At 43.3% G+C, this 25,076-nt stretch carries 23 protein-coding genes, 1 other RNA gene and 1 other annotated feature; of the genes, 3 read left to right on the plus strand and 21 right to left on the minus strand.

Annotated features, from left to right (window positions below; translation table 11 throughout):
* Window positions 1-25: 25 nt before the first annotated feature.
* The 9 genes from ACOSV2_RS09435 to cymR all read right to left on the minus strand — a co-directional run bounded on the left by ACOSV2_RS09435 (window position 26) and on the right by cymR (window position 8,886).
* Window positions 26-157, minus strand: coding sequence for a YrzQ family protein (locus ACOSV2_RS09435; protein ID WP_082051298.1), 132 nt, complete (start codon window positions 155-157; stop codon window positions 26-28).
* A 15-nt stretch (window positions 158-172) separates the two neighbouring features.
* Complete coding sequence (locus ACOSV2_RS09440; RefSeq protein WP_034757353.1) at window positions 173-358, minus strand: hypothetical protein; 186 nt, start codon at window positions 356-358, stop codon at window positions 173-175.
* A 203-nt stretch (window positions 359-561) separates the two neighbouring features.
* Window positions 562-1,563: a biotin synthase BioB gene (bioB, locus tag ACOSV2_RS09445; RefSeq protein ID WP_428974869.1), complete on the minus strand. Its 1,002-nt coding sequence runs from the start codon at window positions 1,561-1,563 to the stop codon at window positions 562-564.
* Between the two features lie 16 nt (window positions 1,564-1,579).
* Window positions 1,580-2,176, minus strand: a complete 597-nt coding sequence (locus ACOSV2_RS09450) for a biotin transporter BioY (RefSeq protein ID WP_428974870.1) — start codon at window positions 2,174-2,176, stop codon at window positions 1,580-1,582.
* A gap of 716 nt (window positions 2,177-2,892) precedes the next feature.
* Window positions 2,893-5,286, minus strand: coding sequence for an SF1B family DNA helicase RecD2 (gene recD2, locus ACOSV2_RS09455; RefSeq protein ID WP_428974871.1), 2,394 nt, complete (start codon window positions 5,284-5,286; stop codon window positions 2,893-2,895).
* A gap of 17 nt (window positions 5,287-5,303) precedes the next feature.
* The gene (locus tag ACOSV2_RS09460; protein WP_428974872.1) at window positions 5,304-5,975 is read right to left on the minus strand and encodes a tetratricopeptide repeat protein; all 672 of its coding nucleotides are present in this window, start codon (window positions 5,973-5,975) and stop codon (window positions 5,304-5,306) included.
* A gap of 172 nt (window positions 5,976-6,147) precedes the next feature.
* Window positions 6,148-7,263: a tRNA 2-thiouridine(34) synthase MnmA gene (gene mnmA, locus ACOSV2_RS09465; protein WP_428974873.1), complete on the minus strand. Its 1,116-nt coding sequence runs from the start codon at window positions 7,261-7,263 to the stop codon at window positions 6,148-6,150.
* Between the two features lie 47 nt (window positions 7,264-7,310).
* Window positions 7,311-8,453, minus strand: a complete 1,143-nt coding sequence (locus ACOSV2_RS09470) for a cysteine desulfurase family protein (RefSeq protein ID WP_428974874.1) — start codon at window positions 8,451-8,453, stop codon at window positions 7,311-7,313.
* 13 nt (window positions 8,454-8,466) lie between these two features.
* On the minus strand, window positions 8,467-8,886 hold the full coding sequence (cymR, locus tag ACOSV2_RS09475) for a cysteine metabolism transcriptional regulator CymR (protein ID WP_044339554.1): 420 nt from the start codon (window positions 8,884-8,886) through the stop codon (window positions 8,467-8,469).
* Window positions 8,887-9,097: 211 nt separating this feature from the next.
* On the opposite strand from cymR, the gene ACOSV2_RS09480 reads away from it, so the two are divergent.
* Both ACOSV2_RS09480 and ACOSV2_RS09485 read left to right on the plus strand, forming a co-directional pair.
* On the plus strand, window positions 9,098-10,372 hold the full coding sequence (locus ACOSV2_RS09480) for a replication-associated recombination protein A (RefSeq protein ID WP_428974875.1): 1,275 nt from the start codon (window positions 9,098-9,100) through the stop codon (window positions 10,370-10,372).
* 147 nt (window positions 10,373-10,519) lie between these two features.
* Window positions 10,520-11,239: a protein-glutamine gamma-glutamyltransferase gene (locus tag ACOSV2_RS09485; protein ID WP_428974876.1), complete on the plus strand. Its 720-nt coding sequence runs from the start codon at window positions 10,520-10,522 to the stop codon at window positions 11,237-11,239.
* 168 nt (window positions 11,240-11,407) lie between these two features.
* On the opposite strand, the gene ACOSV2_RS09490 is transcribed toward ACOSV2_RS09485, so the two are convergent.
* From ACOSV2_RS09490 to ACOSV2_RS09535, 10 genes are all read right to left on the minus strand, one after another.
* On the minus strand, window positions 11,408-12,358 hold the full coding sequence (locus ACOSV2_RS09490; RefSeq protein ID WP_428974877.1) for an ABC transporter permease: 951 nt from the start codon (window positions 12,356-12,358) through the stop codon (window positions 11,408-11,410).
* Window positions 12,351-13,277 (minus strand): ABC transporter ATP-binding protein, encoded by a 927-nt coding sequence (locus ACOSV2_RS09495; RefSeq protein ID WP_428975096.1) that lies wholly within the window; start codon window positions 13,275-13,277, stop codon window positions 12,351-12,353. Before ACOSV2_RS09495 ends, ACOSV2_RS09490 begins: the two co-directional genes overlap by 8 nt.
* Window positions 13,277-13,987, minus strand: coding sequence for an ABC transporter ATP-binding protein (locus ACOSV2_RS09500; protein ID WP_428974878.1), 711 nt, complete (start codon window positions 13,985-13,987; stop codon window positions 13,277-13,279). Before ACOSV2_RS09500 ends, ACOSV2_RS09495 begins: the two co-directional genes overlap by 1 nt.
* A gap of 2 nt (window positions 13,988-13,989) precedes the next feature.
* Window positions 13,990-14,364, minus strand: coding sequence for a GntR family transcriptional regulator (locus ACOSV2_RS09505; protein WP_428974879.1), 375 nt, complete (start codon window positions 14,362-14,364; stop codon window positions 13,990-13,992).
* Window positions 14,365-14,367: 3 nt separating this feature from the next.
* Complete coding sequence (locus ACOSV2_RS09510) at window positions 14,368-15,147, minus strand: hypothetical protein (RefSeq protein WP_428974880.1); 780 nt, start codon at window positions 15,145-15,147, stop codon at window positions 14,368-14,370.
* A gap of 208 nt (window positions 15,148-15,355) precedes the next feature.
* Window positions 15,356-16,120 (minus strand): tRNA threonylcarbamoyladenosine dehydratase, encoded by a 765-nt coding sequence (locus tag ACOSV2_RS09515; protein WP_397552102.1) that lies wholly within the window; start codon window positions 16,118-16,120, stop codon window positions 15,356-15,358.
* A gap of 200 nt (window positions 16,121-16,320) precedes the next feature.
* Window positions 16,321-16,510: non-coding RNA, 6S RNA (gene ssrS / locus ACOSV2_RS09520), on the minus strand.
* A gap of 70 nt (window positions 16,511-16,580) precedes the next feature.
* Window positions 16,581-18,347, minus strand: a complete 1,767-nt coding sequence (gene aspS, locus ACOSV2_RS09525; protein WP_428975097.1) for an aspartate--tRNA ligase — start codon at window positions 18,345-18,347, stop codon at window positions 16,581-16,583.
* A gap of 32 nt (window positions 18,348-18,379) precedes the next feature.
* A complete protein-coding gene (hisS, locus tag ACOSV2_RS09530; protein WP_428974881.1) occupies window positions 18,380-19,654 on the minus strand; it encodes a histidine--tRNA ligase in 1,275 nt (424 codons plus the stop codon).
* A gap of 76 nt (window positions 19,655-19,730) precedes the next feature.
* Window positions 19,731-19,959, minus strand: a binding site (T-box leader).
* A gap of 70 nt (window positions 19,960-20,029) precedes the next feature.
* The gene (locus ACOSV2_RS09535; protein ID WP_428974882.1) at window positions 20,030-20,206 is read right to left on the minus strand and encodes an RNA polymerase subunit sigma-70; all 177 of its coding nucleotides are present in this window, start codon (window positions 20,204-20,206) and stop codon (window positions 20,030-20,032) included.
* 201 nt (window positions 20,207-20,407) lie between these two features.
* On the opposite strand from ACOSV2_RS09535, the gene ACOSV2_RS09540 reads away from it, so the two are divergent.
* Window positions 20,408-22,150, plus strand: a complete 1,743-nt coding sequence (locus ACOSV2_RS09540) for an SH3 domain-containing protein (RefSeq protein ID WP_428974883.1) — start codon at window positions 20,408-20,410, stop codon at window positions 22,148-22,150.
* 76 nt (window positions 22,151-22,226) lie between these two features.
* On the opposite strand, the gene dtd is transcribed toward ACOSV2_RS09540, so the two are convergent.
* The gene (gene dtd / locus ACOSV2_RS09545; protein WP_428974884.1) at window positions 22,227-22,667 is read right to left on the minus strand and encodes a D-aminoacyl-tRNA deacylase; all 441 of its coding nucleotides are present in this window, start codon (window positions 22,665-22,667) and stop codon (window positions 22,227-22,229) included.
* A gap of 13 nt (window positions 22,668-22,680) precedes the next feature.
* Window positions 22,681-24,870, minus strand: a complete 2,190-nt coding sequence (locus tag ACOSV2_RS09550) for a RelA/SpoT family protein (RefSeq protein ID WP_428974885.1) — start codon at window positions 24,868-24,870, stop codon at window positions 22,681-22,683.
* Window positions 24,871-25,076: the final 206 nt, after the last annotated feature.

A 25,076-nucleotide genomic window follows, 5' to 3' on the forward strand; every position in this document is an offset into this window, starting at 1 on the left:
ACCCGAAAGTCAGCCTTTTTAGCTGTTAAAAAAGTTTCTTTACTTGTTTACGAATTCGTTTCATTTGTCTTTGGTTCATCATGTTGGATCTTTGTGAATAGATGGAAGCCGCAATTCCTGCTCCAAAACCAACGATGGATGCAAATGTTTTGTTCAAGAAAGACACCTCTTCCTAGCTTAGTCGGCGTTCTTCCTCATCAAACAAGTCGTCTAAGGAGCTCAGTGATCCATCCTCTTCCACTTGATGAGTATGAATGACTCCCTTTGACAAGGAAAGCTCTATATAGCAACCCCAACAATAATATTGGTTGATGCCGATCTTTCCGATATCTTTGCTCTGACAATTTGGACACTTCATCGGTAAGGTTCACCTCTATTACACCAAAACCTGGTGTGTATTCCCTACCATCATGACCAATCCGGGCTTGTTTTATACTTGTTCAATGAGAATATCCGGCCAAACGATGTTTAATCACCGTTCTTATATAGTGTGGGATATTTTCTTGATTTCATAAGGAGTAACCTTTTCCAAAGCACCCACCAAATTTATTTATTCACTTTTCATGATGTTGCCTGCTCCCTTACTTCCTTCACATAATCAACTTCAAACCCCAGATCTTCAAGCATTTGGTGATCGGCTGTCCCTTCCTGACCGGCTGTCGTTAAATAATCACCAATAAAGATCGAGTTGGCCGGATAAAGTCCCAGCGGCTGTAAACTGCGCAGATTCACTTCCCGTCCCCCTGATATCCGGATCTCTTTTGTCGGGTTGATGAAGCGCATTAAACAAAGGACCTTTAAACAATATCTCGGATCGAGGTCGTTTGTTCCTTCAAGAGGTGTACCATCTATTGCATGTAAAAAGTTCACTGGAATAGAGTCGGCATCCAGCACCTTTAAGCTGCGGGACATATCGACCACATCCTGTAATGTCTCTTTCATGCCGACAATGATACCGGAACAGGGAGAAATCCCCTGTGCTTTCGCTTGTTCAATGGTATTCACCCTGTCTTCATATGTATGGGAAGTGGTGATGTTTTCATGATGGTTCTCTGAAGTATTGATGTTATGGTTATAACGGTCCACCCCTGCTTCTTTTAACCGTTTCGCCTGATCGTCTTTTAGTAAGCCTAAACATGCACATACTTTTAAATTATATTGCTCTTTGATTTCCTTTACTGCTGAAACCACATGATCGACTTCCCGATTGCTCGGGCCCCTTCCACTCGCCACAATACAATATGTTCCCACATTTAGCTGATGAGCATTTTCAGCTCCTTTTAGGATTGTCTCTTTATCCACCATACGATATTTCTCGATCGGAGCATTTGAAACAATGGACTGTGAACAATAGCCGCAGTTTTCAGGGCATAACCCTGATTTCGTATTGATGATCATATTTAATTTCACTTTGTTCCCATAATAATGCTTACGAATCAGGTAAGCGCTATGCAATAATTCCAGAAGCTCGTCATCCGGACTTTGTAAAATCGATAAAGCTTCTTCATTTGTGATTTCTTCTCCCTCGATCACTCCAAGGGCCAGTTCCTTCCACGTTTTCATATGAAATTCCTCCCTTTTAAGCAGCTCTTTTTGTATTCTTAAATGTACTCTTCGATAAGACCGATTTCTCCAGGCGATGAGCCATCATTCCAGCACACACGGCTAAGATGATATCCTTCGGTAAAGGAACCACCATCCAGGCCCATGCAAGGTTATATGTAAATCCTTCAGGAGCTGCAGCCCAAAGCTTGTAAGCGGCATACATCCAGTTCGTCCCGACCACGTAATTGACCGCCATCCCGACTAGTGCCGCGAAAATGTATACCTTGACTCCTTTATGTTTTTCTACGATTTTACCTGTAATGTAAGCTGTGAAAATAAATGATACGATGAATCCGAATGTCGGACTCACAATAGAAGATAACCCTGCTCCAAATCGTGCAAATACAGGAACCCCCACGAGTCCCACCAGTGCGTACACTGTCATGGAAATCGCCCCGACCCTGCTGCCAAGGATCGCTCCTGCTAAAATGGCGAAGAACGTTTGTAACGTAATGGGAACACCGCCCACTACCATAAAAGGTACGAATGTCGTGATGTTGGCACCAATCGCCATAAGTGCAACAAACATCCCTGCCAGTGTAAGATCGATTGTCCTTAATTTTCTATTCATCTGTCTTCCCCCATCTGTCTTTTTTCTACAAGATAAGGATATCGCTTTCAATAAATATATGTCAACTTTAATTTATTTTAAGTTAACATTAATCATTATCAATAGGTTCACCTCGCAAAGATTGTTGATTTTTTTTAACAGACAATCTGCTTGGGCTCTGTCCATTAGTGTGTGCTAGATGGTGTGGGGAACTGCTCAGCTTTCCGCGGAGCAAAAAAGATTCTCTACAGAAAAGAGTGTTTTTCGAACCTGTTTTTTTGTCATTCAAGGAAAAGATCTAGCTAATCATGCAGTTAACATTTGGTATCAAATTTAGACCAAAATGAATTGTCTGACCCATTTGAAAGTTAGTTCAATGCTCTTCCTAATTATGAGTTAACACACACCTTTCGTAGATAATTTGTTTATCTATACATATAAGCAGAAACAAGGTAGTAGCACAGAGTGGATTGTAGCGGAAGGCACTTGACTCCTGCGGGAATAGCGGGACAGGTGAGACCCCGCAGGCGAAGCCGAGGAGGCTCACCGCCCGCCCCGCGGAAAGCAAGTGCCTGGAGTGAAAAGGAACGGTCTATATTTTGATTTACACTAATTCAAAAGATAAATTTACTTCTTTTGACGACTCAGCATATTTAGTGGAAAAGACCCCAAATAAGTGTATAGAAAAAGGTCAACGAATGAATGGTTTCTACATGAGAAATATTCATTCGTTGACCTTATGCTTTCATGAAATCATAGGGGCTGATGCCTTCCATTCCAATCATTGGATCCTCATTCAGCAGGATTTCTTCAATGGGTAAGCCTTCTTCAGGAGAGACTGCCGTGTTCTCTTCAGCAGCGGTTAAACCTTTCAGTTTTTCGCTTAGGGTGGTTTTGCGGAGAAAATCATCTTCTCTCTCTACTCCAAGGGTAAAAGCATCAAGCTCTCCACAAAGAATGAGGAATTGCTTGCTCCTGGTGATGGCAGTGTATAAAAGATTTCTTCTCAGCATGCGATAATAGCTTTTCACGACAGGTAAAATCACAATGGGAAACTCACTTCCTTGTGACTTATGGATCGAGCAGCAATATGCATGGGTAATTTGCATGAGATCCTGCCTCGTATAGGTGACCTCATTTCCTTCATATGACACAATGATCATATCTTGCTTCTCGGTGTTTTCCTTTGCATAAAAGATTGAGACGATTTCACCGATATCCCCGTTGAAAACATTGCTTTCAGGCTGATTGACCAGCTGAAGCACCTTATCCCCAATACGATATTTCACATCTCCAAAGGCAATTTCTTTCCGGGTACCGTCATTGCTATTGAAGATTTCCTGAAGGAGTTCATTCAATCGATCGATACCTGCAGGGCCTCGATACATGGGAGCAAGGACCTGGATATCCTTTGGGGAGTACCCTTTTTTCTTCGCGTTCTCAACAATTTTTTGAACGACTTCGGATATTTGATTGGTTCTGCACGGGAAGAAGGATCGGTCCTTCTGCTGTTTGGTCAGATCTTTAGGAACCTGTCCCCTTTTCATATAGTGAGCAAGCTCAATAATGGAAGAGCCCTCTTCCTGTCTATAAATATCCGTTAATCTGACTGTTGGCACCACTTCCGACTTCAATAGGTCCTTTAGTACCTGGCCGGGACCGACAGACGGTAATTGATCTTCATCCCCGACAAATATCACTTGAATATCCTCAGGCAGGGCCTTCAATAATTGATGCGCAAGCCATGTGTCAACCATGGACACTTCATCCACAATTAGCAACTTTCCTTCAATCGCCCGTTCTTCATCACTCTGAAATCCTTCTTGACCGTTCCAGCCTAAAAGACGGTGAATCGTCATGGCAGGGAGGCCCGTGGATTCTGTCATTCGCTTTGCCGCTCGACCAGTCGGGGCTGTCAGTAAGACAGGAAAGGGTTCATCTTTGTAATCCTTGGGATCCAAGGAGCAGCCATGAAGATCAGCAAACAGCTCGACAATCCCCTGAATGACGGTCGTCTTACCGGTACCGGGTCCTCCGGTCAACAGGAGCATGGGGGACATTAATGCTGTTTCGATGGCTTCTTTTTGGGAAGGTGCGTATTGAACCCCCAGTCGGTCCTCGAGTGCTCCAAGTGACAGAAGAAATTCGGATTGAGGGAATTGGTCTTTATATTGGGTTTGAGACATAATTTTTTCAATGTTTGTCACAATCCCTTTTTCAGAGAAGTAAAGAGAAGGAACATACACTTTTGTGCCTTCTCCAATGACTTTACCCTCTTCCTCCAACGAAACCAGTTGACTGGATATTTCAGTGTAATCGACCTTTTCGGGCTGACTTTTCTCAAGGAGCTCCTTCACCGTTACTATGAGCTCTTCTGCTTCGAGATACACATGTCCCTGCTTCACACATGTTTGCTCAAGGGTGTATAAACAGCCTGCTTTGATCCGATCAGGATGACTGCCTGTCAAACCGATCTTAGACCCGATCTCATCGGCCCGGGTAAAGCCGATTCCTTCAATATCTTCCACGAGCTTATAGGGATTACTCTGAATGATTTCAAGTGCCTGCTCTTTATAGGCTTGATAGACCTTCATGGAAATTTGGGGTCCAAACCCCAGATCATTCAGCATGATCATGACCCGCTCCAAGCCTTGATGCTCGGAAAGCGTATCATAAATACTTTTCGCCTTTTCCTTTGGAAGCTTTGGAATTTCATCCAGGAGGCTTGGATTTTCGAGTATTTTGGTGATGGCATTTTCCCCGATGTGCTCCACTATCTTCTCAGCTGTTTTCTTCCCGATTCCTTTAAATAAATCACTTGATAAATAATGGACGACACCTTGTGTGGTTTGTGGGATTTCTTTCTTGAAATGCTTCGCATGAAACTGCATGCCAAACTTTGGGTGCTCCTGAAACCTCCCGTAAAACACATAGGTCTCATCTTCATGTATCTTTGGAAAATTCCCGGTTACGACCGCTTCTTTGTCTTCATAAGAATCATTCGTTTCGTCGACCCGGATCCGGACCACGGTATAAAGATTTTCCTCATTATGAAAAATGGTGACAAGGTGCCTTCCTTTTATATAGATTTCTTCCTCACCAAACAGCTTTAAAGAATCTTGCTGGCTCAAATCAGTGAACCCCCTAACTATTCACTTTGTTCATTTTTTAGCTTTTCGATCATCTTGATGCCATAGCCCGCCAGCATATGATCTGGTTGAACTTCGATTGCTTTGTTGAAATACATCAGTGCCGTATCTGCATCATCCTTATGGCCTGCATAGGCAACCCCTAAGTTGTAGTATGCATCTGCATGAGTTGGATCTGCTTCCACTACTTGAGATAAATGCGCAATGGCTTCTTCGTATGCTTCGACCTTCGCTAAGCATAGACCTAACTGGAAGCGCGCCTCTATGTCCTCTTCATTCAGTTCGACACTTCGTTGTAAGTAAGGAAGAGAGAGTTTAGGCTGCTCTAATTGGAACAAACTGACTCCAAGCATAAAATAAACGTCGGCATTTTCCATTCCTTTCGAAACAGCTTTTTCAAATTGATCCTTTGCTTCATCAAAATTATTTTCATTAAAGTACAGGTTCCCCAGGGAATAGTATGCTGCCCCTGCATTCTCGTCGATCGAGATTGCCCGTTCGAAGAACTTCTTCGCCTTTTCGTTGTCTCCAACCGACATTAATACGTTCCCGAAATTAATATATCCGACAGGATCCTTAGGGTTTTCTTCAATGGCTTCTGTAAAAAGCTTCACAGCCTCTTCTACTTTTCCTTCTTGCAATAACTCAATTCCTTTTAAATTCTTATCCAATTCAAACACCTCTATATTGTTATGATTTATGTATGCCAGTTGAGTATTGATATTTATCGTTTCTAGTATAACATAAGGTACTCTCGATATTGATATACATCAATGATGAAAAAAGGACTGAGAGAAGAGAGGTGGTGCATCTCTTCTTCTCAGTCCTTTTTTGTGTTCAGCCTTAACCTACATACGTAAGTTTCTTTTCGTCTTTATAAATGGTATCAATCGTTCCTCCACCCAGACACTCATCCCCATTGTAGAAAACAACCGCTTGTCCTGGTGTGACAGCACGGATAGGTTCATCAAAAATGACTTTCACCTTACCATCTTCTAATGGAATAACCGTTACGTTGTTATCATCCTGACGGTAACGGAACTTTGCGGTACAGGCGAATTCAGCTGTTTTCTCTCCATTTGAGGTCCAGTGGACATCTGTAGCGAGAATGGAATCTGAATAAAGGGCAGGATGCTCAAAGCTTTGACCTACATAGAGCACATTTCTTTCAAGGTCCTTACCGATGGCAAACCAAGGATCACCGGCTCCACCTATACCCAGTCCATGACGTTGCCCGATCGTATAGTACATCAACCCATCGTGTTTCCCCATCACTTTACCGTCTAATGTTTCCATCGTTCCCGGTTGGGCAGGTAAGTAATTGCTTAAGAAATCTTTGAAGTTGCGTTCACCTATGAAGCAAATCCCCGTACTGTCTTTCTTGGTAGCAGTCGCAAGGCCCGCTTCCTTCGCAATTTCCCTCACCTTTTTCTTATCGATGCCTCCTAGGGGGAACATCACTTTTTCAAGTTGCTCCTGACCTAATTGATTGAGGAAGTACGTTTGATCCTTATTGTTGTCGACACCGCGGAGCATCTTATATTCTCCATCACGATATTCCACCTGTGCATAGTGGCCGGTTGCCAGATAATCTGCACCAAGTTTCAGTGCATGATCAAGGAATGCTTTGAACTTAATTTCTTTATTACACATCACATCCGGGTTTGGTGTTCTTCCCGCTTTATATTCATCCAGGAAATACGTAAACACTTTATCCCAGTATTGTTTTTCAAAATTCACAGCGTAGTAAGGAATACCAATTTGGTTACATACCCGAATCACATCGTTGTAATCTTCTGTTGCGGTACAAACCCCATTTTCATCGGTATCATCCCAGTTTTTCATGAAAATCCCGATGACTTCATAGCCCTGCTGTTTCAATAATAATGCGGCTACAGAAGAGTCCACTCCACCGGACATCCCAACGACCACTCTCGTATCTTTTGGTTCTTTTTTCACTAACGCCACCTCCTTATTCGTTCATTCGTCCGTTTCAGACGACTTTCTTAATTTGTTAATCGCTTCACGATTTTTACGACTTCATGGGCAGTCCAGACAATCTGCTCCTCCGTGTTCCCCTGACCAAAGCTGAAGCGGATGGAGTTCCTTGAATTCCCTGACTGTTTGCCAAACATCGCGACCAATACATGTGAAGGCTCTATAGATCCAGCCGTACAAGCAGAACCGCTTGATACAGCAATACCTGACATATCCAAATTCACCAGCATGGACTCTACATCCGTGCCAGGAAAACTTAAGTTTAGCACATGGGGCAATCCATACTCAAGAGATCCGTTCTCCTCAAATTCAATGCCGGCTCCGGCTAACGTTTCTTTCAGTAAAACCTTGAAACGGGTGTACTGTGAATTCTTCTCTTCGATGGATTTCCCGGAAATTTCCACAGCCTTCCCAAGACCCACAATGGCCGGGACGTTTTCTGTTCCTGCGCGACGCTTTCTTTCCTGTTCTCCCCCATATAATCCAGGCTGAACATCCACGTTTTTGTGTGAATAAAGAAACCCAATTCCTTTAGGACCATTTATTTTATGACCCGAAACCGAAAGCAAATCGATTCCAAGCTCCTTCACGTCAATGTGTGTTAAGCCAAACGCTTGTACAGCATCAGTATGAAAATAAGCTTGATGATTTTGTAGAAGCTTTCCGATCTCTTTAATCGGCTGGATCGTTCCTACCTCATTATTACCAAACATAATCGTAACAAGTATGGTATCCTCCCGAAGTTCCCTTTGCAGTTCCTCCACCGATATCCTGCCCGTACGGTCCACTGACAGATAAGTCACCTCAAACCCTTTGGATTCAAGAAATTTACACGCATGTAGAACAGCATGATGCTCTGTTTGTGTGGTAATGATATGATTTCCTTTTCCTTTATTCGCCTCGGCAGAACCGATAATAGCTAAATTATCCGCTTCCGTTCCACCGCTTGTAAAAATGATGTCATTGTAATCTGCATGAATACTTTGAGCGATGATGGTACGTGCACGGTCGACAAGATGACGTGATGCACGCCCAAAAGAATGAATGCTCGATGGATTACCAAAGGACTCCTTCATCACTGAAGTCATTTCTTCAATTACTTCAGGATGCATGGGAGACGTTGCAGCATGATCCAGGTACACTCTTTCCATTTTTCGTTACCTCCTAGATATAGAACATGTACGCATCGGATTCACCGTCATCTGAATGACTGGCTAAATCTTCGATCGTTGTGTTATCGAGTACTTCTTTAACGGCATCCCGAATGCGGATCCATAGCTCACGCTTTGCCGGTTCCTCGTCTTCAATTCCTTCTACAGGGCTAATGGGCCCTTCAAGGATCCGGATAATATCTCCCGCTGTAATTTCAGATGGTTCATGTCCCAACACATAACCACCGTAGGCCCCCCGGATACTTCTAACAAGACCGCCATTACGCAGCGGGGCGACCAGTTGCTCCAGATAATGTTCCGACAGCTCATGCTGCTGTGCGATCGTTTTCAGTGAAGTCGGCCCTTCACCATGGCGTTTTGCTAACTCAATCATAATCGTTAAACCGTATCGGCCTTTAGTTGATATCTTCATGTCCAGCACCTCTACTATATTTAATAACGTCACGTTCAGACGTATTTTCTTCTGTATTGACTTTTGTTATTATAGCATATCCGTCCTATCACTGTGAAAGGGGCGGCTTCATTCACTTTTCCCACCCTTTCCTAAAGCCACAATATTTCCTTATGAGAACCTCCTATGATAAAGTGAATTTAACTAGAACGTCAGTTTGGAGAGATGTTTCATGTCGATTAAACCACTTGCCTTTAAGATGAGACCGAGGACCATTGATGAGATCATCGGGCAGCAGCATTTAGTTGGAGAAGGAAAAATCATAGACAGGATGGTAAAAGCAAAGCAGCTGTCATCCATGATATTATACGGTCCACCGGGTATTGGAAAAACGTCCATCGCGAGCGCCATTGCCGGAAGTACGAAATACCGGTTTAAAACTCTGAATGCCGTAACCAATAATAAAAAAGATATTCAAATCGTAGCCGAAGAAGCCAAAATGTCCGGGAAAGTGATCCTTCTTTTAGATGAGGTGCATCGCCTGGATAAAGGAAAGCAGGATTTTCTCCTTCCTTATTTGGAGAACGGGATGATCACATTGATCGGGGCAACGACGAGCAACCCCTACCACGCCATTAACCCAGCGATCAGAAGCAGATGCCAAATTTTTGAGCTAAAGCCACTTACGATCGATGAAATGAAAATCGCCTTGCATCGAGCCATAAAGGATGAAGAGCGTGGATTAGGTGGATATTCACTCGATGTAACCTCTGATGCCATTGAACATTTTGCAAGCAGCAGCTTTGGAGATGTGAGGAGTTCGTTGAATGCATTGGAACTGGCTGTCTTGTCCACTTCACCGAATGAGGACGGTGTGATTTCTATTGATGTCAATATCGCAGAAGAGTGCCTGCAAAAGAAAAGCTTTTCTCACGATAAAGACGGTGACGCCCATTATGATGTCGTAAGTGCGTTTCAGAAATCAATCCGGGGAAGTGATGTGAATGCGGCTCTACATTATTTAGGCAGACTCGTTGAAGCCGGGGATCTACCGAGCATCGCCCGCAGACTATTGGTGATTGCCTATGAAGATATCGGCCTTGCCAACCCCCAAGCGGGACCAAGAACATTGGCAGCAGTCGAAACAGCCGAGAAAATCGGGTTCCCAGAAGCGAGAATTCCGTTAGCCAATGCGATCATCGAGCTTTGTCTCTCACCTAAATCGAACTCAGCAATCACGGCCATTGACCTGGCACTCGGTGATATCCGCAAAGGAAAAAGCGGCGAGGTTCCGGATCACCTGAAGGATGCTCATTATCAAGGAGCCAAGGAACTGGGAAGAGGAATCGAATACAAGTACCCACACAGCTACGAATCGGGATGGGTACCACAAACCTATTTACCAGATAAACTTAAGAATGCTCAATACTATACCCCTAAATCGACAGGGAAATTCGAACAGGCGATTGCTCAGGTGTATGAAAAGATTAATAAACAGATGAAATAAATGAACTGTCACAAAATACTAACCTGCCGGAAAGGGATTCTGACTTTTTGGCAGGTTTATTTTAGGGATAGGCACTTTTTTTATCTTGTCAATGCCATTTCACTCCACCCCATCATACATTAGTAAAAAGGACTGGAGGTGTATGGATTGATTATCATTGAAGACGGATTGTCTAGTATTGGGTTAACAAATCTGTCACCTGTAGAAGAAAGCATCGTTAAAGCGCTGGAAAGCAGTCCTACGGAGTATCGTTACCGTAACTTAAGTGAGCTCCGATTTGAGTTGAAGATGCGGGAACGATTCATTGTCAATGCAAGGAGCATGGATGAAGGTGACGCCAAATTCGCTGCTTTTGAACACTCTTATTTCAACTCTGCTTATTGGATCAAGACCCCATACGGATATAGACTTCGCGACTCGAAGCTTCCATCAGAGGCCATTGAAGATATTTTCACAAATAGCTCTGCCTATAGCTTCGAATGCGTCACCAGCATTGTCCTCATATACTATAAATCCATCCTTGATATGATCAGGACTTCTTATTTCAATCAGCTGTTCTCCCCCCTTTTAGTGTGGGGTCACAATTATGACGATGATATGAGCATGGTCACCTATGAAGGAGTGGACTATATTCCAGGGGATGTATACTACTTCTCTAATCCAGACTATGACGATCCTATATGGATGGGGGAAAATTCAGTGTTTTTAGAAGAGGATCAGTATTTTGGTCACGGAGTCGGAATCATGACTCATGATGAAATGATAGAAGCTTTAAATACTCTTCGAAAAAAAAATGCCACCGAACCAGCCTTTCTCCTTCAACAAGTCACACGTTTGAAGTTCGCAGATTTATACCGGTATGCATAAAAGTGACGAACTCTGATGAGTCCGTCACTTTTTGTTTTCTATTTAGTTGTCCAGCTACGGCGGCTAGGCCCTCGAGGTCATAAGTCTAACCTCCCATAAAGGCAAAGGACGCCTTTCCGGGAGGGTTGCCTTATGCTTGTCGGGCCTGACCAAGCCGCCTCCGCTTTTCTATGCCGCCACATCTCTCTTATTAAAGACGATGAATGCAAGAAGCTGGAAGATGATGAAGTAGATGATGAGCATGGTGATGGAGAAGCCCATGGTCATGCCGTCCACTAGCGGTGGTGTGAAACCTGTGTATTGAGTAAGATCTGTGTTTGCGAACAGACTGAATTTTGCCCAGTCGAATCGAAGAGCGAGCAGGCTTGTTGCATTCGCCCCCACAAACAGTAGAAACAGGGAGATCCCGATAGCCAGTGAGCTGCTTCTGAACACAGTTGAAATCATGAAGGCCATTGTAGCCATCATCACGACATCAATGGTTTTCAATAAGTAGGTTTTGATCAAGTACCCGACAATGTTCTGCTCGACTACCTTTCCATCCACATACGCCAGGTGGGTGGACTGATCTGTTCCTCCAAATAATAGAAGGCCGATCAAGAACGATACGACGAATAGTATAAGCAGCATGCTCATTCCGTATAAGATGACGGTGAAATACTTCGATAGAAGGATCTTGGTTCTTGAAATGGGACGAATGAGCAAAAGCTTGATTGTACCCCAGCTGAACTCACTTGCGACAATTCCTGCTGCCACAATGATGGCAAACAGACCGACTACAAGTACGGAAAAGGCATTCGTTTCAACAAATGTCCAAACCGTTTCTTTCACTTTCGGCTGAATGTCATTTTCAATACGATATTCATTTAATGCAATTCTTCGTTCAGTGTCCTTCTCTATGAATTTGTTCATATTTGGATTTTCAGACAACATTTGTTTATCCGCTTCCACTTGCGCTGAGAGTTCCTGCTTCCAGTTTTCCGATTCCTTTGCTTTCCCGTCATCATACTTCGTGAAAGCAGCCGTAACACCAATAATCAGAATAAGCAATCCGAGCATGACATATGTTCCGACCCGTTTAAATATTTTTGTCCATTCATTTCTAATGAGACTAAGCATGCACGACCTCTCCTTTTTCATTCGTGATTTCTAAGAACCTGTCTTCCAGTGTCTTGGCAATTGGCATGACACTAAAGATTTGAACATCCGCATCCACTAGTGCCCGAATGACATTCGGTACTTGTTCCTTCGTTAAAGCGACCTGTACTTCCGAACCCTTCGTTTCATATTTGATTCCCGGATCGAATGCCATGAGTACTGCTTTGATCTTTTCTACATCATTCACCTCAAAATGGTAGACCTGTTCGGAACCTTCAACGAAATCACGTACCTGCTGTACATCCACAAGCTTTCCGGATTGGATGATCCCGATTCGATCGCACATCATTTCCATTTCAGATAATAAGTGACTTGATACGATGACCGCCATACCCTCTTCCTGGGCAAGCTTTCTGATATACGCACGAATTTCGCGGATACCGGCAGGATCCAAACCATTTGTAGGTTCATCGAGAATGAGGAGCTTCGGTTTATGGAGCAGGCATTGCGCCAGACCCAAGCGCTGTCTCATCCCAAGGGAGTAGGTTTTCACTTTATCATTGATGCGGTCTGTTAATCCGACCAGTTCGATGACTTCCTTCATTCTTTCTTCGGTGATTCCACTTTGCATGCGGGCAAAATGCTTTAAGTTCTGATACCCGGACATGAATTTATAGAGCTCGGGGTTTTCAACGATGGCACCGACATCCTTTATGGCACCTTCGAAATCTTTTTTGATGCTTTTCCCAGAAATCAGGACGTCTCCTTTTGAAATATTCATAAGTCCTACTATCATTCGGATCGTCGTTGTTTTTCCTGCTCCATTCGGTCCAAGAAAACCGAATACTTCCCCTTCATACACGTCAAAGGATAAATTATCGATAATGGTCTTGCCTTTAATGACTTTTGAGACATCCTGTAATTGCACAACCGTCTTCATCACTTCATCTTCCCTTCTTTTTTCGTTGTTTGTTTCAACCACTGCAGGACAGACAATCCTTCTATTTCTCTAAGCTCCTCTACCTGACAGTGCCCTTTGATTTCACCATCATGGATGATATAAGCTTCATCCAGAATCCCTTCAATTTCATCGATTTCATGGGTTGCAATGATCACGGTTTGATTTCCGAAATCGATATAGGATAAAAGACCTTTTACAATGGAGTCCCTTACCATGGGATCCAATCCTGAAAATGGTTCATCCAGGAGCAGGACCTCTGTATTTCGGGACAGGGCAAGAACAAGCTTCAGTCTGCCGCGATTCCCTTTTGATAAATGCTTGATTTTTTTCTTACTGTCCAGTTCCATGAATCCCACTAGCTCATGTGCCCGCTGTATATCAAAGTCGGCGAACTGAGAGGCGTAAAACCGGATCATCCCATCCACGGTAAAAGCTTCATAAAACATATCCAGCTCTGTTAAATAAGCCACTTCACTGGCTCGTTTCCGGGTGATCGGCTTACCGTTCATGGTCACTGTACCTGCATTCGGAAGAACTAATCCCGCGATCATCTTTAAAGTGGTGGATTTCCCACTGCCATTTGGACCGAGCAGACCATAAATCTTCCCCTTTTCGAAGTGAAATGACGTATTCTTCAAGGCCAATTCATTTCCGTATTTTTTGGTCACAGCTTCAAATTTAACAACCACTCCTATTCCCCCCCTCTTTGGGCAAGATATCTCTCGACGCCTTTTAACATTTCATCTTTTGTTAACCCCAGTTCCTTCATGTTTTTAATGAACAACTCGATTACTTCCTCTTGAACCTTTTCATTCAAAACGGAAAGTACCTCTTCCTTTTCCGTGACAAATGTTCCTTGCCCTCTCCTCGTCTCCACAATGTCCATCCTCTCTAATTCGCTATACGTACGCTGAATGGTATTTGGATTCACTCCGGATTGAACGGCCATTTCCCGTACAGAAGGCAGTTTGTCCCCCGGAGATAATTCTGTTCTTACAATCCCCCGTATGATTCGATCAGCTATTTGGAGGTATATCGGCTTGGAAGCTGTATATTCTTCTGTCATGGCCTACACCTCAACCTTACGATCTAATAACCAGCAGGAAATGATAAATACGATCATCATGATCATTCCTTCAAATACAAACGGCAACATGGGAAGTGGAATCATTTCAGGGTCAAAACCGGCAGTCGCCTCATTAGAACCAACCGAGAAAAAGATGCCCGAACTCACTTCAACTGTAAAAGTATCGAAGAGTAATCTTTCCACCCATTCAATGCTCATAAGAAAGGCGACAACACTTTGATACACAATGATAAAACCAGCTACAAAGATCCATCGTATACTCTTGATGGATGGATACTTTGAAAGTGAGTGGTAGAAAGTCCATAAGAAAATCGTCCATCCGGAAAAATATAGACCTACTACTGTTACTCCTAAATTAAATAGGATCCCTTCTTTGATTGGCCAATAGGAAAAAATAGAGTCTTCCGGGAAGACTGCCATGGTAATCACACCTAAAAGATCCACTAATAAAAGGGAGACCGTAGAGTATATAAAGGCAATGATCAGTTTCGGCAACAAAAGCATAAATCCACTATACGGACTATGGAGCCAAAGCTGCGTCTTTCCTTCTAATCGAAGCATGGAGAAGACGATACCCGGCAGAAACGCAAAGTGAAACACACCGATCATGATAATAAATATTTGAACGATTATTGGCTCGTTGACGAAGTTCCCGATCACCATTCCGATGATGTATATCAGAAAAATAATGGCAATCCAGCCATAGAACCAAACCTTGGAGGTTTTGAAGTCTTTCCAAAGAAGACCTTTAAAAGCGTTCATACTTGCACTCCTTCATAACGTGTTTTAGTGTTCTAGTTAGATAGTACACTATGACACATTATACCGTCAATACCTTTTTTACCTAATTAATGGAATTAGTTTTCATGAATATGTACAGAGAGTTGGATAGAGTATTCAACATGCTGTATAGAGCATAGAAAAAGGACTGAATCCGAAAGAGGATTCAGTCCTTACCATTGGACGGCCTTTATTTGTCTTTTACTCTTTTGATTTCAATATGCTTTAACAGCTCATTCATCACATGACTGGCTGCAACAAGACCTGCAACCGATGGGACAAATGCGTTTGAAGATGGAGGAAGCTGCGCTTTACGAATCTTCGCATCATCGTTCCCTACTTCTTTTCTGATTTCTTCCCGGATGACGATGGGACTCTCATCAGAGAAAACAACAGTCACTCCTTTTTTAATGCCTTCTTTTTTCAGGCGTGTCCGGATCACCTTTGCGATTGGATCCGTATGAGTCTTGCTGATATCTGCAATTTTGAAACGTGTCGGATCGGTTTTATTCGCCGCTCCCATGCTAGCGATCAATGGAATATCGCGTTTTAGACATTCTTTCATTAAATGTATTTTGTACGAGATCGTATCAGAAGCATCTATGACGTAATCCAATCCTTGATTGAAGAATTCTTCGTAGGTTTCTTCCGTGTAGAACATCTTTAAGGCAATGACTTCGCAGTCCGGATTAATATCCTTGATGCGGTCCCTCATCAGATCGACTTTCGGCTGACCTACTGTAGAAAGCAATGCATGAACTTGACGATTCACGTTTGTAATATCCACATCATCTTTATCCACTAACACAAGACGGCCTACACCTGATCTGGCTAAAGCTTCGGCTGCAAAGGATCCCACTCCCCCGATTCCAAGTACTGCCACCGTACTATTCTTAAGGGTTTGAAGACCTTCCTTACCGATCGCTAGTTCATTTCGTGAAAACTGGTGTAGCAAAATAATCAACTCCATTATAAGTATTCAACTAGGTTTATACTGAATTAGAATAAAGGATACAGGAACGAAAATCAATATGAAATGTTGCCCTTCCACTTCGTATACCCTATTAAGAGAAGGTTTAGCCTCAACAAAAAAAGCCAGGCCATATTCAGCCTGACTCTTCATTCTATGGGATCTTCATTATAAATCATGTTTGGACGAGTCCCAATTGTGCCGTCGCCATCATTTCCTTCGTTTTGAACCCGCTCTCGGCAGGTGGGTGCTTTATTCCACTATTTGTTAGTCCTCGGCATGAGGCATGAACGCCTAGTAGAAACGTCAAGCTCCCGAAGTTTGAAGTGTTCGGTCAAAACTGTTAGGTAAAAACGTCGCACACATCAGGACTCGTTTGTGATTGTTTAAATAATATCATATCACCTTGATGATTTCAACGAATGACCCCCGGAACTTATTTACATTATTCTACATCCAGCGACAAGGATAACTCTTTTAATTGAGCTTCACTCACTTCACCAGGAGCATCCGTCAAGACACAGCTTGCACTTGCCGTTTTAGGGAACGCAATGGTATCACGGAGATTCGTGCGTCCTGCAAGGAGCATCACTAAACGGTCCAGACCAAGGGCGATTCCGCCATGTGGAGGTGTTCCATATTCAAAGGCTTCCAATAGGAACCCAAACTGCTTTTCTGCTTCTTCTTTTGAGAAACCAAGTACTTTAAACATCTTTTCTTGAATATCACGCTCATAAATTCGAAGGGATCCCCCTCCAAGCTCGTATCCATTCAATACAAGGTCATAGGCTTCGGCACGGACCGAGGAAGGATCTGTCTCGAAACGTTCCAGGTCTTCTCTCACCGGCATCGTGAATGGATGGTGGGCAGCATAATAACGGTTCTCCCCTTCATCAAACTCAAGCAACGGCCAGTCGGTCACCCATAGGAAATTGAATTTTGTTTCATCAATCAGCTTTAATTCTTTTCCTAATTTCAGACGAAGGGCACCAAGTGCATCTGCCACTACTGATTTTTTATCCGCCACGAAGAGCAAAAGGTCTCCCGCTTCTGCATTAGCTGAAGCAGAGATTTGCGCAGCGTCTTCTTCTGTCACAAATTTGGAAATAGGTCCTTTTAAGCCCTCTTCTTCTACCTTTAACCAGGCAAGTCCTTTTGCACCGTATCGGGAAACAAACTCTGTTAACCCATCGATGTCTTTACGGGAATACTGGGAAGCCCCGCCTTTTACGTTGATCAGTTTCACCTGACCGCCGCTTGTTACTGCGCCTGCGAATACTTTAAATCCGGATTCCTTCACGATTTCCGATACATCGATCAGTTCCATTCCAAAACGAGTATCCGGTTTGTCAGAGCCGTATCGACTCATGGCATCATCATACGTCATTCTTTGGAATGGTAATTGAACATTGTGATCCTTCACATCGCTCATCAGTTTCTTCATCATATCTTCTACAAGGGTAATGATTTGTTCTGTATCCATGAAACTCATTTCCATATCAATCTGAGTGAATTCCGGCTGACGATCTGCTCGAAGATCTTCGTCACGGAAACAGCGGGCAATTTGGTAATAGCGGTCGAACCCTGATACCATCAGCAATTGCTTGAAGATTTGCGGTGATTGTGGAAGCGCGTAGAATTCACCTTGGTGAACACGGCTCGCCACTAAATAGTCACGGGCACCTTCAGGCGTACTCTTTGTTAGAATCGGTGTTTCCACATCCAGGAATCCATTTTCGTTTAAGAAGGTACGGAAAGATGTCGTCACATTATGACGCATTCTCAACGTTTCCATCATCGCTGGTCGGCGAAGATCTATATAACGGTACTTCAAGCGGACATCATCCGACACTTCCATTTGATCATCAATCATGAAAGGAGGGGTCTTCGCTTCATTAATGATTTGAACCTCTTCTACATGAATTTCCACTTTCCCCGTTTTCAGGTTCGGGTTGACCGTTCCTTCTCCTCTTGCTACGACAGTACCCGTGACACTTAGTACATACTCATTACGGATTTTTTCCGCAAGGGCGAGGGCTTCTCCCGATAAATCAGGATTAAAGACGACTTGTACGATTCCCTCTCTGTCTCGAAGGTCGATGAAGATTAATCCACCCAGGTCCCTTCTCTTTTGTACCCAGCCTTTAATCGTAATTTTTTCACCGATGTATGATTCTGTGATATCTCCGCAATACGCTGTTCTTTTTGTCATCATGTTCTCCTCCTTGTCAAAATCAACGGGTTCTATTTACCAAGTTTGCCTTTCACATTCTCTACAAAACGATCAAGACTTACTTCTTCCTGCTCACCAGTAGACATATCTTTCAGGTTGATTTTATTTTCCTGTAATTCGTTGTCGCCAATGACGGCTACATATTTCGCTTCATAACGGTCCGCTGCTTTAAATTGACCTTTCACCTTTCGATCCAGGTAATCCTTTTCTGAAGAAATTCCCACCTGTCTTAAATCGTGAAGAAGCTTAACCGCATAATCTTTTGCCTCTTCTCCCAATGAAACGATAAAGCAATCGACGCCCCGCTCGATTGGAAGTTCAACGTTTTCAGCTTCCAGTGCCGAAAGTAACCTTTCGATACTGAAGGCAAAACCGATTCCTGGAGTTTCCGGACCACCGATCATCTCCACCAATCCATTGTAGCGTCCACCGCCACAAAGGGTCGTGATGGCTCCAAAACCTTCTGCGTCACTCATGATTTCAAAGGCTGTGTGATTATAATAATCAAGGCCGCGAACAAGAGTCGGATCGACTACGAATTCAACATCCATCCCGGTTAAGTGGGATTGGACTTTTTCAAAATAGGCTTTCGATTCATCATTTAAATAATCGAGAATCGATGGCGCCGTAGACATCAATTCATGGTCACGGTCTTTTTTACAATCGAGAATACGCAATGGATTCTTCTCTAAACGATTCTGACAATCTCCGCAAAATTCATCGATTCTTGTTTTAAAGTGATTGATCAGCGCTTCTCTGTGGGCGTTTCGACTGCCCGTATCACCAAGACTATTAATGACTAACTTTAATTGAGTAAGTCCCAGTTTCTTGTAAATCCCCATCGCGAGTGAAATCACTTCTGCATCAATCGCCGGATCTTCACTTCCCAATGCCTCAACCCCGAACTGAACAAATTGGCGGTAGCGGCCGGCTTGTGGTCTCTCGTACCTGAACATTGGACCGGAGTAAAAGAGCTTTGTCGGCTGATTTGGATACCCGAACATCTTATTTCCTACAAAGGAACGAACAACAGAAGCGGTTCCTTCAGGGCGGAGCGCCAAGCTTCTGCCCCCGCGATCTTCAAACATATACATTTCTTTTTGAACGATATCCGTCGTATCCCCTACGCCTCTGGTAAACAACTCGCTCGCCTCAAATATAGGTGTGCGGATTTCTTTATACTGATAGGCGTGGCAAAGATTCTTCGCCACTTCCTCTACATACTGCCATTTTTCTACTTCACCTGGTAGAATGTCCTGTGTACCTCTTGGAATCTGAATGGACAAGTTGATTTCCTCCTTTTATAAAAGCAAATTGATATTTATGTAAATAAAAAAAAGCCCTCAGTCCCTTGTATATCATACAAGGGACGAGAGCTGTTATTCCCGTGGTGCCACCCTAATTGAAGTCTATAAGACCTCCACTTAGCCAGTTAACGCCTGGTACGTTCATCTCCTACTAAAGAAACTTTTTCAGAGAGAAACCTCCTGAGTGTTCATTCACTAAGTCACATTGTAGAAATGCTCTCAGCCAAGGCATTTCCTCTCTTTACACGTGGGTGTCAGCTACTATGCTCGATCAACGGTTTTTGTAAATGTTATTTTATTTCTATAATGATACGGATGCCGTCAGTTCATGTCAAGAGGTTAAAGAAAATTTTGTTACGATCTTTCCATTTTCTTTTTCAGTAGCTTAACTTCTTTCAACGATAACCCGAACTCGGAAGCAAGTTCCACATTTAAAGCATCTTTCTCACGTTCTAAAAACTGGTGAAAATCCACACCGAACAGATGGTTATCACCGTTTGCATTCATAAACCCTTTTTCACTTGACCTCAATTCCATCATCCTTTCCAAAACAATCCTTAACTCTATCATTTCCAATTACCTATTTTTATTTCGTTTTAGAGGAATTTAATTTTTTTTATCGTATTAAACCCATAAGGGATTTTTTTGATAAATCGTCGAAATCTTGATCAATATCTAAGTGAAAAGATCCGATATTACTATGGGTGTTTGTATTTTAAACAGGAGGTGAAGATGATTAAGAAGATAATAGCATCTATACTGATTGTGCTCATGATCATTCCTTTTCAGCCACTCGAAGCTGATTATGCCCATGCAGAAGCCGGCATGGCCACGATCAGTGTTTCGACTCTGAATGTTCGTACGGGGCCAGGACTGAGCTACCCGGTTCTGACGAAGGTACATAGAGGGGAAGAGTACAGTATAGTAGACACACAAAATGATTGGTATAAGGTCAGGACCGATAGCGGAGAGGGCTGGGTAGCCGAATGGTTAGTCTCAGTGGAATCTGCTGCTTCCGATGTTTCTCCTAAACAGGAAGGACGGGTGAATACCGATGGGTTACGCGTCAGAAAAGGGCCCGGCACCTCTGAAGAAGTGGTGAAGGTTTTAAACACCGGGGATAGAGTATCCGTTTCAGACGAAGAGGCTGACTGGCTGTTCATCGAATGGGGAAATGGCAGCGGCTGGGTTCATGGGGACTACGTGTCGGAAAACAACACCACTTCTTCCCCATCGAAAAAGAGGGAGAATGAAGAAGGGATCATCACCGACAACTCCCTAAATGTTCGAACCTCTCCCTCTCTTCAAAGTTCCGTCCTGGGAGTATTAAATAAGGGAGATCACGTAGAGGTAACAGGAAGTGTCAGCGGGTGGTATGAGATTCAATTTGGCAGCGACAAGGCGTGGGTGAATGATGCATATGTAGAATTCTCTTCGAGGGCCAATGACGATGAGCCTGCCTCCTCGTCCACAGATCTTGTAGGAATCATTACGGTTCACGGTTTAAATGTCCGTGACGAAACCTCTTTAAACGGGAACGTCGTTGGAAAGGTTTCAAAAGGGGAGAAATATTCCTTATTAAAAGAGAAAAACAATTGGTATCAAATTAAGCTCTCAAATGGAAAAAAAGGGTGGATTGCCGGTTGGTATGTCCAAAAAACCGTCACTGCCTCCGCCTATGAGAGTGAACCCACTTCAGAAAATGAAAACGTCACAGTCCTTTACAATGGTACCAATATCAGAAGTGAAGCAAACGCCCGGGCAAGCGTCATCGAAAGAGGCTCAAGTGGTGACACCTTCCCCGTTATCAGCAAAAACGGAGATTGGTATGAAATTGAATTAGAAGACGGCAGTGCAGGTTTTGTTGCCGGATGGGTGGTGTCCATCCGATCCAGTTCCGGGGAAAACACCACTCCTTCACGAAAGCGGAGCGGCGGCTTACAAGATAAAGTCGTGGTGATTGATCCCGGACACGGAGGCAGAGACAGTGGAACGACCGGAGCAAGCGGGACATTGGAAAAGCTCCTTACCATGAGAACCGGGGAACTCCTTGCCGAAAAGCTAAAGAGCGCTGGAGCCAAAGTGGTCTTAACAAGGAAAAACGATGAATATCTTTCATTACCATCCAGGGTATCATTATCTCATTATTATCAGGCTGATGCCTTTATCAGCCTACATTTTGACAGCATTCTTGATTCCTCTATCGTCGGCCATACTACCTACTATTATCAAGGTCACCAGAAAGAACTGGCCGATGAAATCCATGGAAGCCTGGCAGATCGTTTACCTACGAAAGACCGCGGTGTACGAGTAGGAGATTATCACGTTGTCCGTGAAAACAATCAGCCGGCTGTCCTGTTGGAACTGGGATTCTTAAGTAATCCGGCAGAGGAAGCCAATGTCAATACACAGTATTTTCAAGACCTGGCGGCAACTGCTATCTATCATGGATTAGGGGATTATTTTTCCGACTGATGCTGCCGAGAAAACCATATACGATATTAACAAAATAAGAAAAGCTGATCCTAAAAGTTGCAGGATCAGCTTTTCTTTATTTGCTTTCTATAATTAACGTAACAGGGCCATCATTTGTTAAATTCACGTCCATCATGGCTCCAAATACGCCCGTTTCCACTTTGATACCTTTTTCTTTTAATACCTTATTAAAGTAGTCGTAAACAGACTCTGCGTGATCGGGCTTAGCTGCACTCATGAAGTTTGGCCTTCTTCCCTTACGGCAGTCCCCGTAAAGAGTGAATTGAGAGATGGAGAGAATTTCCCCTTCTACATCCAGTAAAGAATGATTCATCTTCCCCTCTTCGTCTTCAAAAATACGCAGGTTCACTACTTTGTCCGCAACATAACGAGCGTCTTCTTCCGAATCTTCATGGGTAATCCCAACAAGCAATACAGCACCTGAACGAATGGCTCCCTTTACTTCTCCATCAACAGTGACGGAGGCTTCTTTACTTCTTTGCAGTACAACCCTCATAAAGAAATCTCCTTTAGTTCATGATTCTTCTTACAGCATAAATATCTGAAATTTGTTTAATTCTTTCCACGACTTTGTGTAAGTGGGATATATTTTGAATCGAAATGGACATATTGATGGTTGCTACTTTATTTCGATCGGATTTTCCGCTTACAGCCGATATATTCGTCTTCGTCTCGTTTACCGCCTGAAGCACTTCATTCAAAAGGCCTCTGCGATCGTAACCGGAGATTTCAATATCCACATTGTATTCTTTACGGTCATTTCTATCACTTTCCCATGACACTGGAATGAGACGCTGCTCTACTTCATCGGCCATTACGTTTGTACAGTCGGCACGATGCACAGAAACCCCTCGGCCTTTCGTAATAAACCCTACGATTTCATCCCCGGGAACAGGGCTGCAGCAACGGGATAAACGGATAAGAAGATTGTCAATGCCCTCTACCTGGACACCGGCGTCTTTTTTACGCTTGACTGGTTGGGAATTCAATTCCTTCATCGTTTCTTCCAGGTTGTCTTCCTGTTCACGTTTCTTCCGGTCTTTCTCCGTTAAGCGATTGGCGATTTGAGCCGCCGTAATCCCGTTATAGCCAACGGCTGCATACATATCTTCTTCGTTTGAGAAGTTGAATTTCTCAGATACACGTTTAATATTTTCAGGATTCAGGATCTCTTTCACATCGAAATCTTGATTCTTGATTTCTTTTTCTACTAAATCCCGGCCTTTTTCAATATTTTCTTCTCTTCGCTGCTTTTTGAAGAATTGCTTGATCTTATTCTTCGCTTGAGACGTTTGCGCAAGCTTCAGCCAATCCTGACTGGGACCGTAAGAATGCTTGGACGTGAGAATTTCAATGATATCCCCCGTTTTCAACTTATAGTCAAGAGTGACCATCTTACCATTTACCTTGGCACCGATCGTTTTGTTACCGATTTCTGAGTGTATACGATAAGAAAAGTCAATCGGAACAGATCCCGACGGCAGTTCCAGTACATCCCCTTTAGGTGTGAACACAAAGACCATATCAGAGAAGAGATCAATCTTAAGAGACTCCATGAACTCTTCCGCATTGGCAGATTCGTTCTGGAACTCTAATATTTCCCTGAACCAGGAAAGCTTCTTCTCGAAGGAAACCGTTTCGTTCGCTTCTTTTCCTTCTTTATATGCCCAGTGTGCCGCTACACCGTACTCAGCGATTTGGTGCATTTCAAGCGTTCTGATCTGCACTTCAAGAGGATCCCCTTTAGGACCGATGACCGTTGTATGAAGAGATTGATACATATTCGGCTTCGGCATGGCGATATAATCCTTGAACCTGCCGGGCATTGGCTTCCAACACGTGTGGACGATTCCCAATACGGCATAGCAATCCTTGATGCTATCTACTACTACACGCACTGCCAATAGGTCATATATTTCATTAAACTGCTTGTTTTGAAGAGCCATCTTACGATAAATGCTGTAAATATGCTTAGGACGGCCGGAGATTTCCGCTGTGATTTTCACGTCGCCTAGCTTATCCTTAACCTCATTGACAACGTCATCTAAATACTCTTCACGCTCGGCACGCTTTTTCTTCATCAAGTTGACAATACGATAATACTGTTGAGGATTTAAATATCGAAGAGACGTATCCTCTAATTCCCACTTAATCTTCGAAATCCCTAAACGATGTGCCAAAGGAGCAAAGATTTCCAGTGTTTCGTTTGCAATTCTTCGCTGCTTCTCCTGTGGCAAATGTTTTAGCGTTCTCATATTATGCAGTCGGTCTGCCAATTTAATCAGAATGACACGGATATCCTGAGCCATCGCCACAAACATTTTTCGGTGATTTTCAGCCTGCTGCTCTTCCTGTGACTTGTATTTAATCTTTCCAAGCTTTGTGACCCCATCTACAAGCATGGCCACTTCGGCATTGAATGCTTCCTCAATTTCCACAAGAGAAACGCCCGTATCCTCCACTACATCATGAAGAAAACCGGCAGCGACGGTTGCCGGATCCATTTCCAGATCCGCTAGTATTCCTGCTACCTGGATGGGATGAATGATATAGGGTTCACCAGACTTACGGTACTGCTCACTATGGGCATCTCTTGCATACTCATAGGCTTTCTGGACCATCCCTACATGCTCATCGTTTAAGTATTCTCTTGTTTTATCAAAAACCTGTTCCGGGGTTAGTACTTGATCTTTAGCCATGATCAAAATCACCTTTGTATTTTAATATATTTCACTAGTATTCGATTTTAATGATTGTTACTATTATCAAAAAAAAATAGGGTTATGTAAAGGGGTTAGAGTAAAATTCTCAGATTCCATCTATTTTCGTCGATAATTGTCGATTAGAAAAAATCCGCATGATCCACATCTACCCTCGATTTGACCCTTCCAAATAAAAAATAAGG

This window comes from Rossellomorea sp. DUT-2 (assembly GCF_052665285.1).

Coding starts and splice junctions, on each gene's coding strand:
- ACOSV2_RS09440 (WP_034757353.1), bottom strand. CDS start 358: ATGAAGTGTCCAAATTGTCAGAGCAAAGATATCGGAAAGATCGGCATC.
- ACOSV2_RS09490 (WP_428974877.1), bottom strand. CDS start 12,358: ATGCTTAGTCTCATTAGAAATGAATGGACAAAAATATTTAAACGGGTC.
- ACOSV2_RS09480 (WP_428974875.1), top strand. CDS start 9,098: ATGTCGATTAAACCACTTGCCTTTAAGATGAGACCGAGGACCATTGAT.
- ACOSV2_RS09450 (WP_428974870.1), bottom strand. CDS start 2,176: ATGAATAGAAAATTAAGGACAATCGATCTTACACTGGCAGGGATGTTT.
- aspS (WP_428975097.1), bottom strand. CDS start 18,347: ATGACAAAAAGAACAGCGTATTGCGGAGATATCACAGAATCATACATC.
- bioB (WP_428974869.1), bottom strand. CDS start 1,563: ATGAAAACGTGGAAGGAACTGGCCCTTGGAGTGATCGAGGGAGAAGAA.
- ACOSV2_RS09510 (WP_428974880.1), bottom strand. CDS start 15,147: ATGAACGCTTTTAAAGGTCTTCTTTGGAAAGACTTCAAAACCTCCAAG.
- ACOSV2_RS09505 (WP_428974879.1), bottom strand. CDS start 14,364: ATGACAGAAGAATATACAGCTTCCAAGCCGATATACCTCCAAATAGCT.
- ACOSV2_RS09495 (WP_428975096.1), bottom strand. CDS start 13,277: ATGAAGACGGTTGTGCAATTACAGGATGTCTCAAAAGTCATTAAAGGC.
- ACOSV2_RS09470 (WP_428974874.1), bottom strand. CDS start 8,453: ATGGAAAGAGTGTACCTGGATCATGCTGCAACGTCTCCCATGCATCCT.
- ACOSV2_RS09550 (WP_428974885.1), bottom strand. CDS start 24,870: ATGGCTAAAGATCAAGTACTAACCCCGGAACAGGTTTTTGATAAAACA.
- dtd (WP_428974884.1), bottom strand. CDS start 22,667: ATGAGGGTTGTACTGCAAAGAAGTAAAGAAGCCTCCGTCACTGTTGAT.
- ACOSV2_RS09540 (WP_428974883.1), top strand. CDS start 20,408: ATGATTAAGAAGATAATAGCATCTATACTGATTGTGCTCATGATCATT.
- cymR (WP_044339554.1), bottom strand. CDS start 8,886: ATGAAGATATCAACTAAAGGCCGATACGGTTTAACGATTATGATTGAG.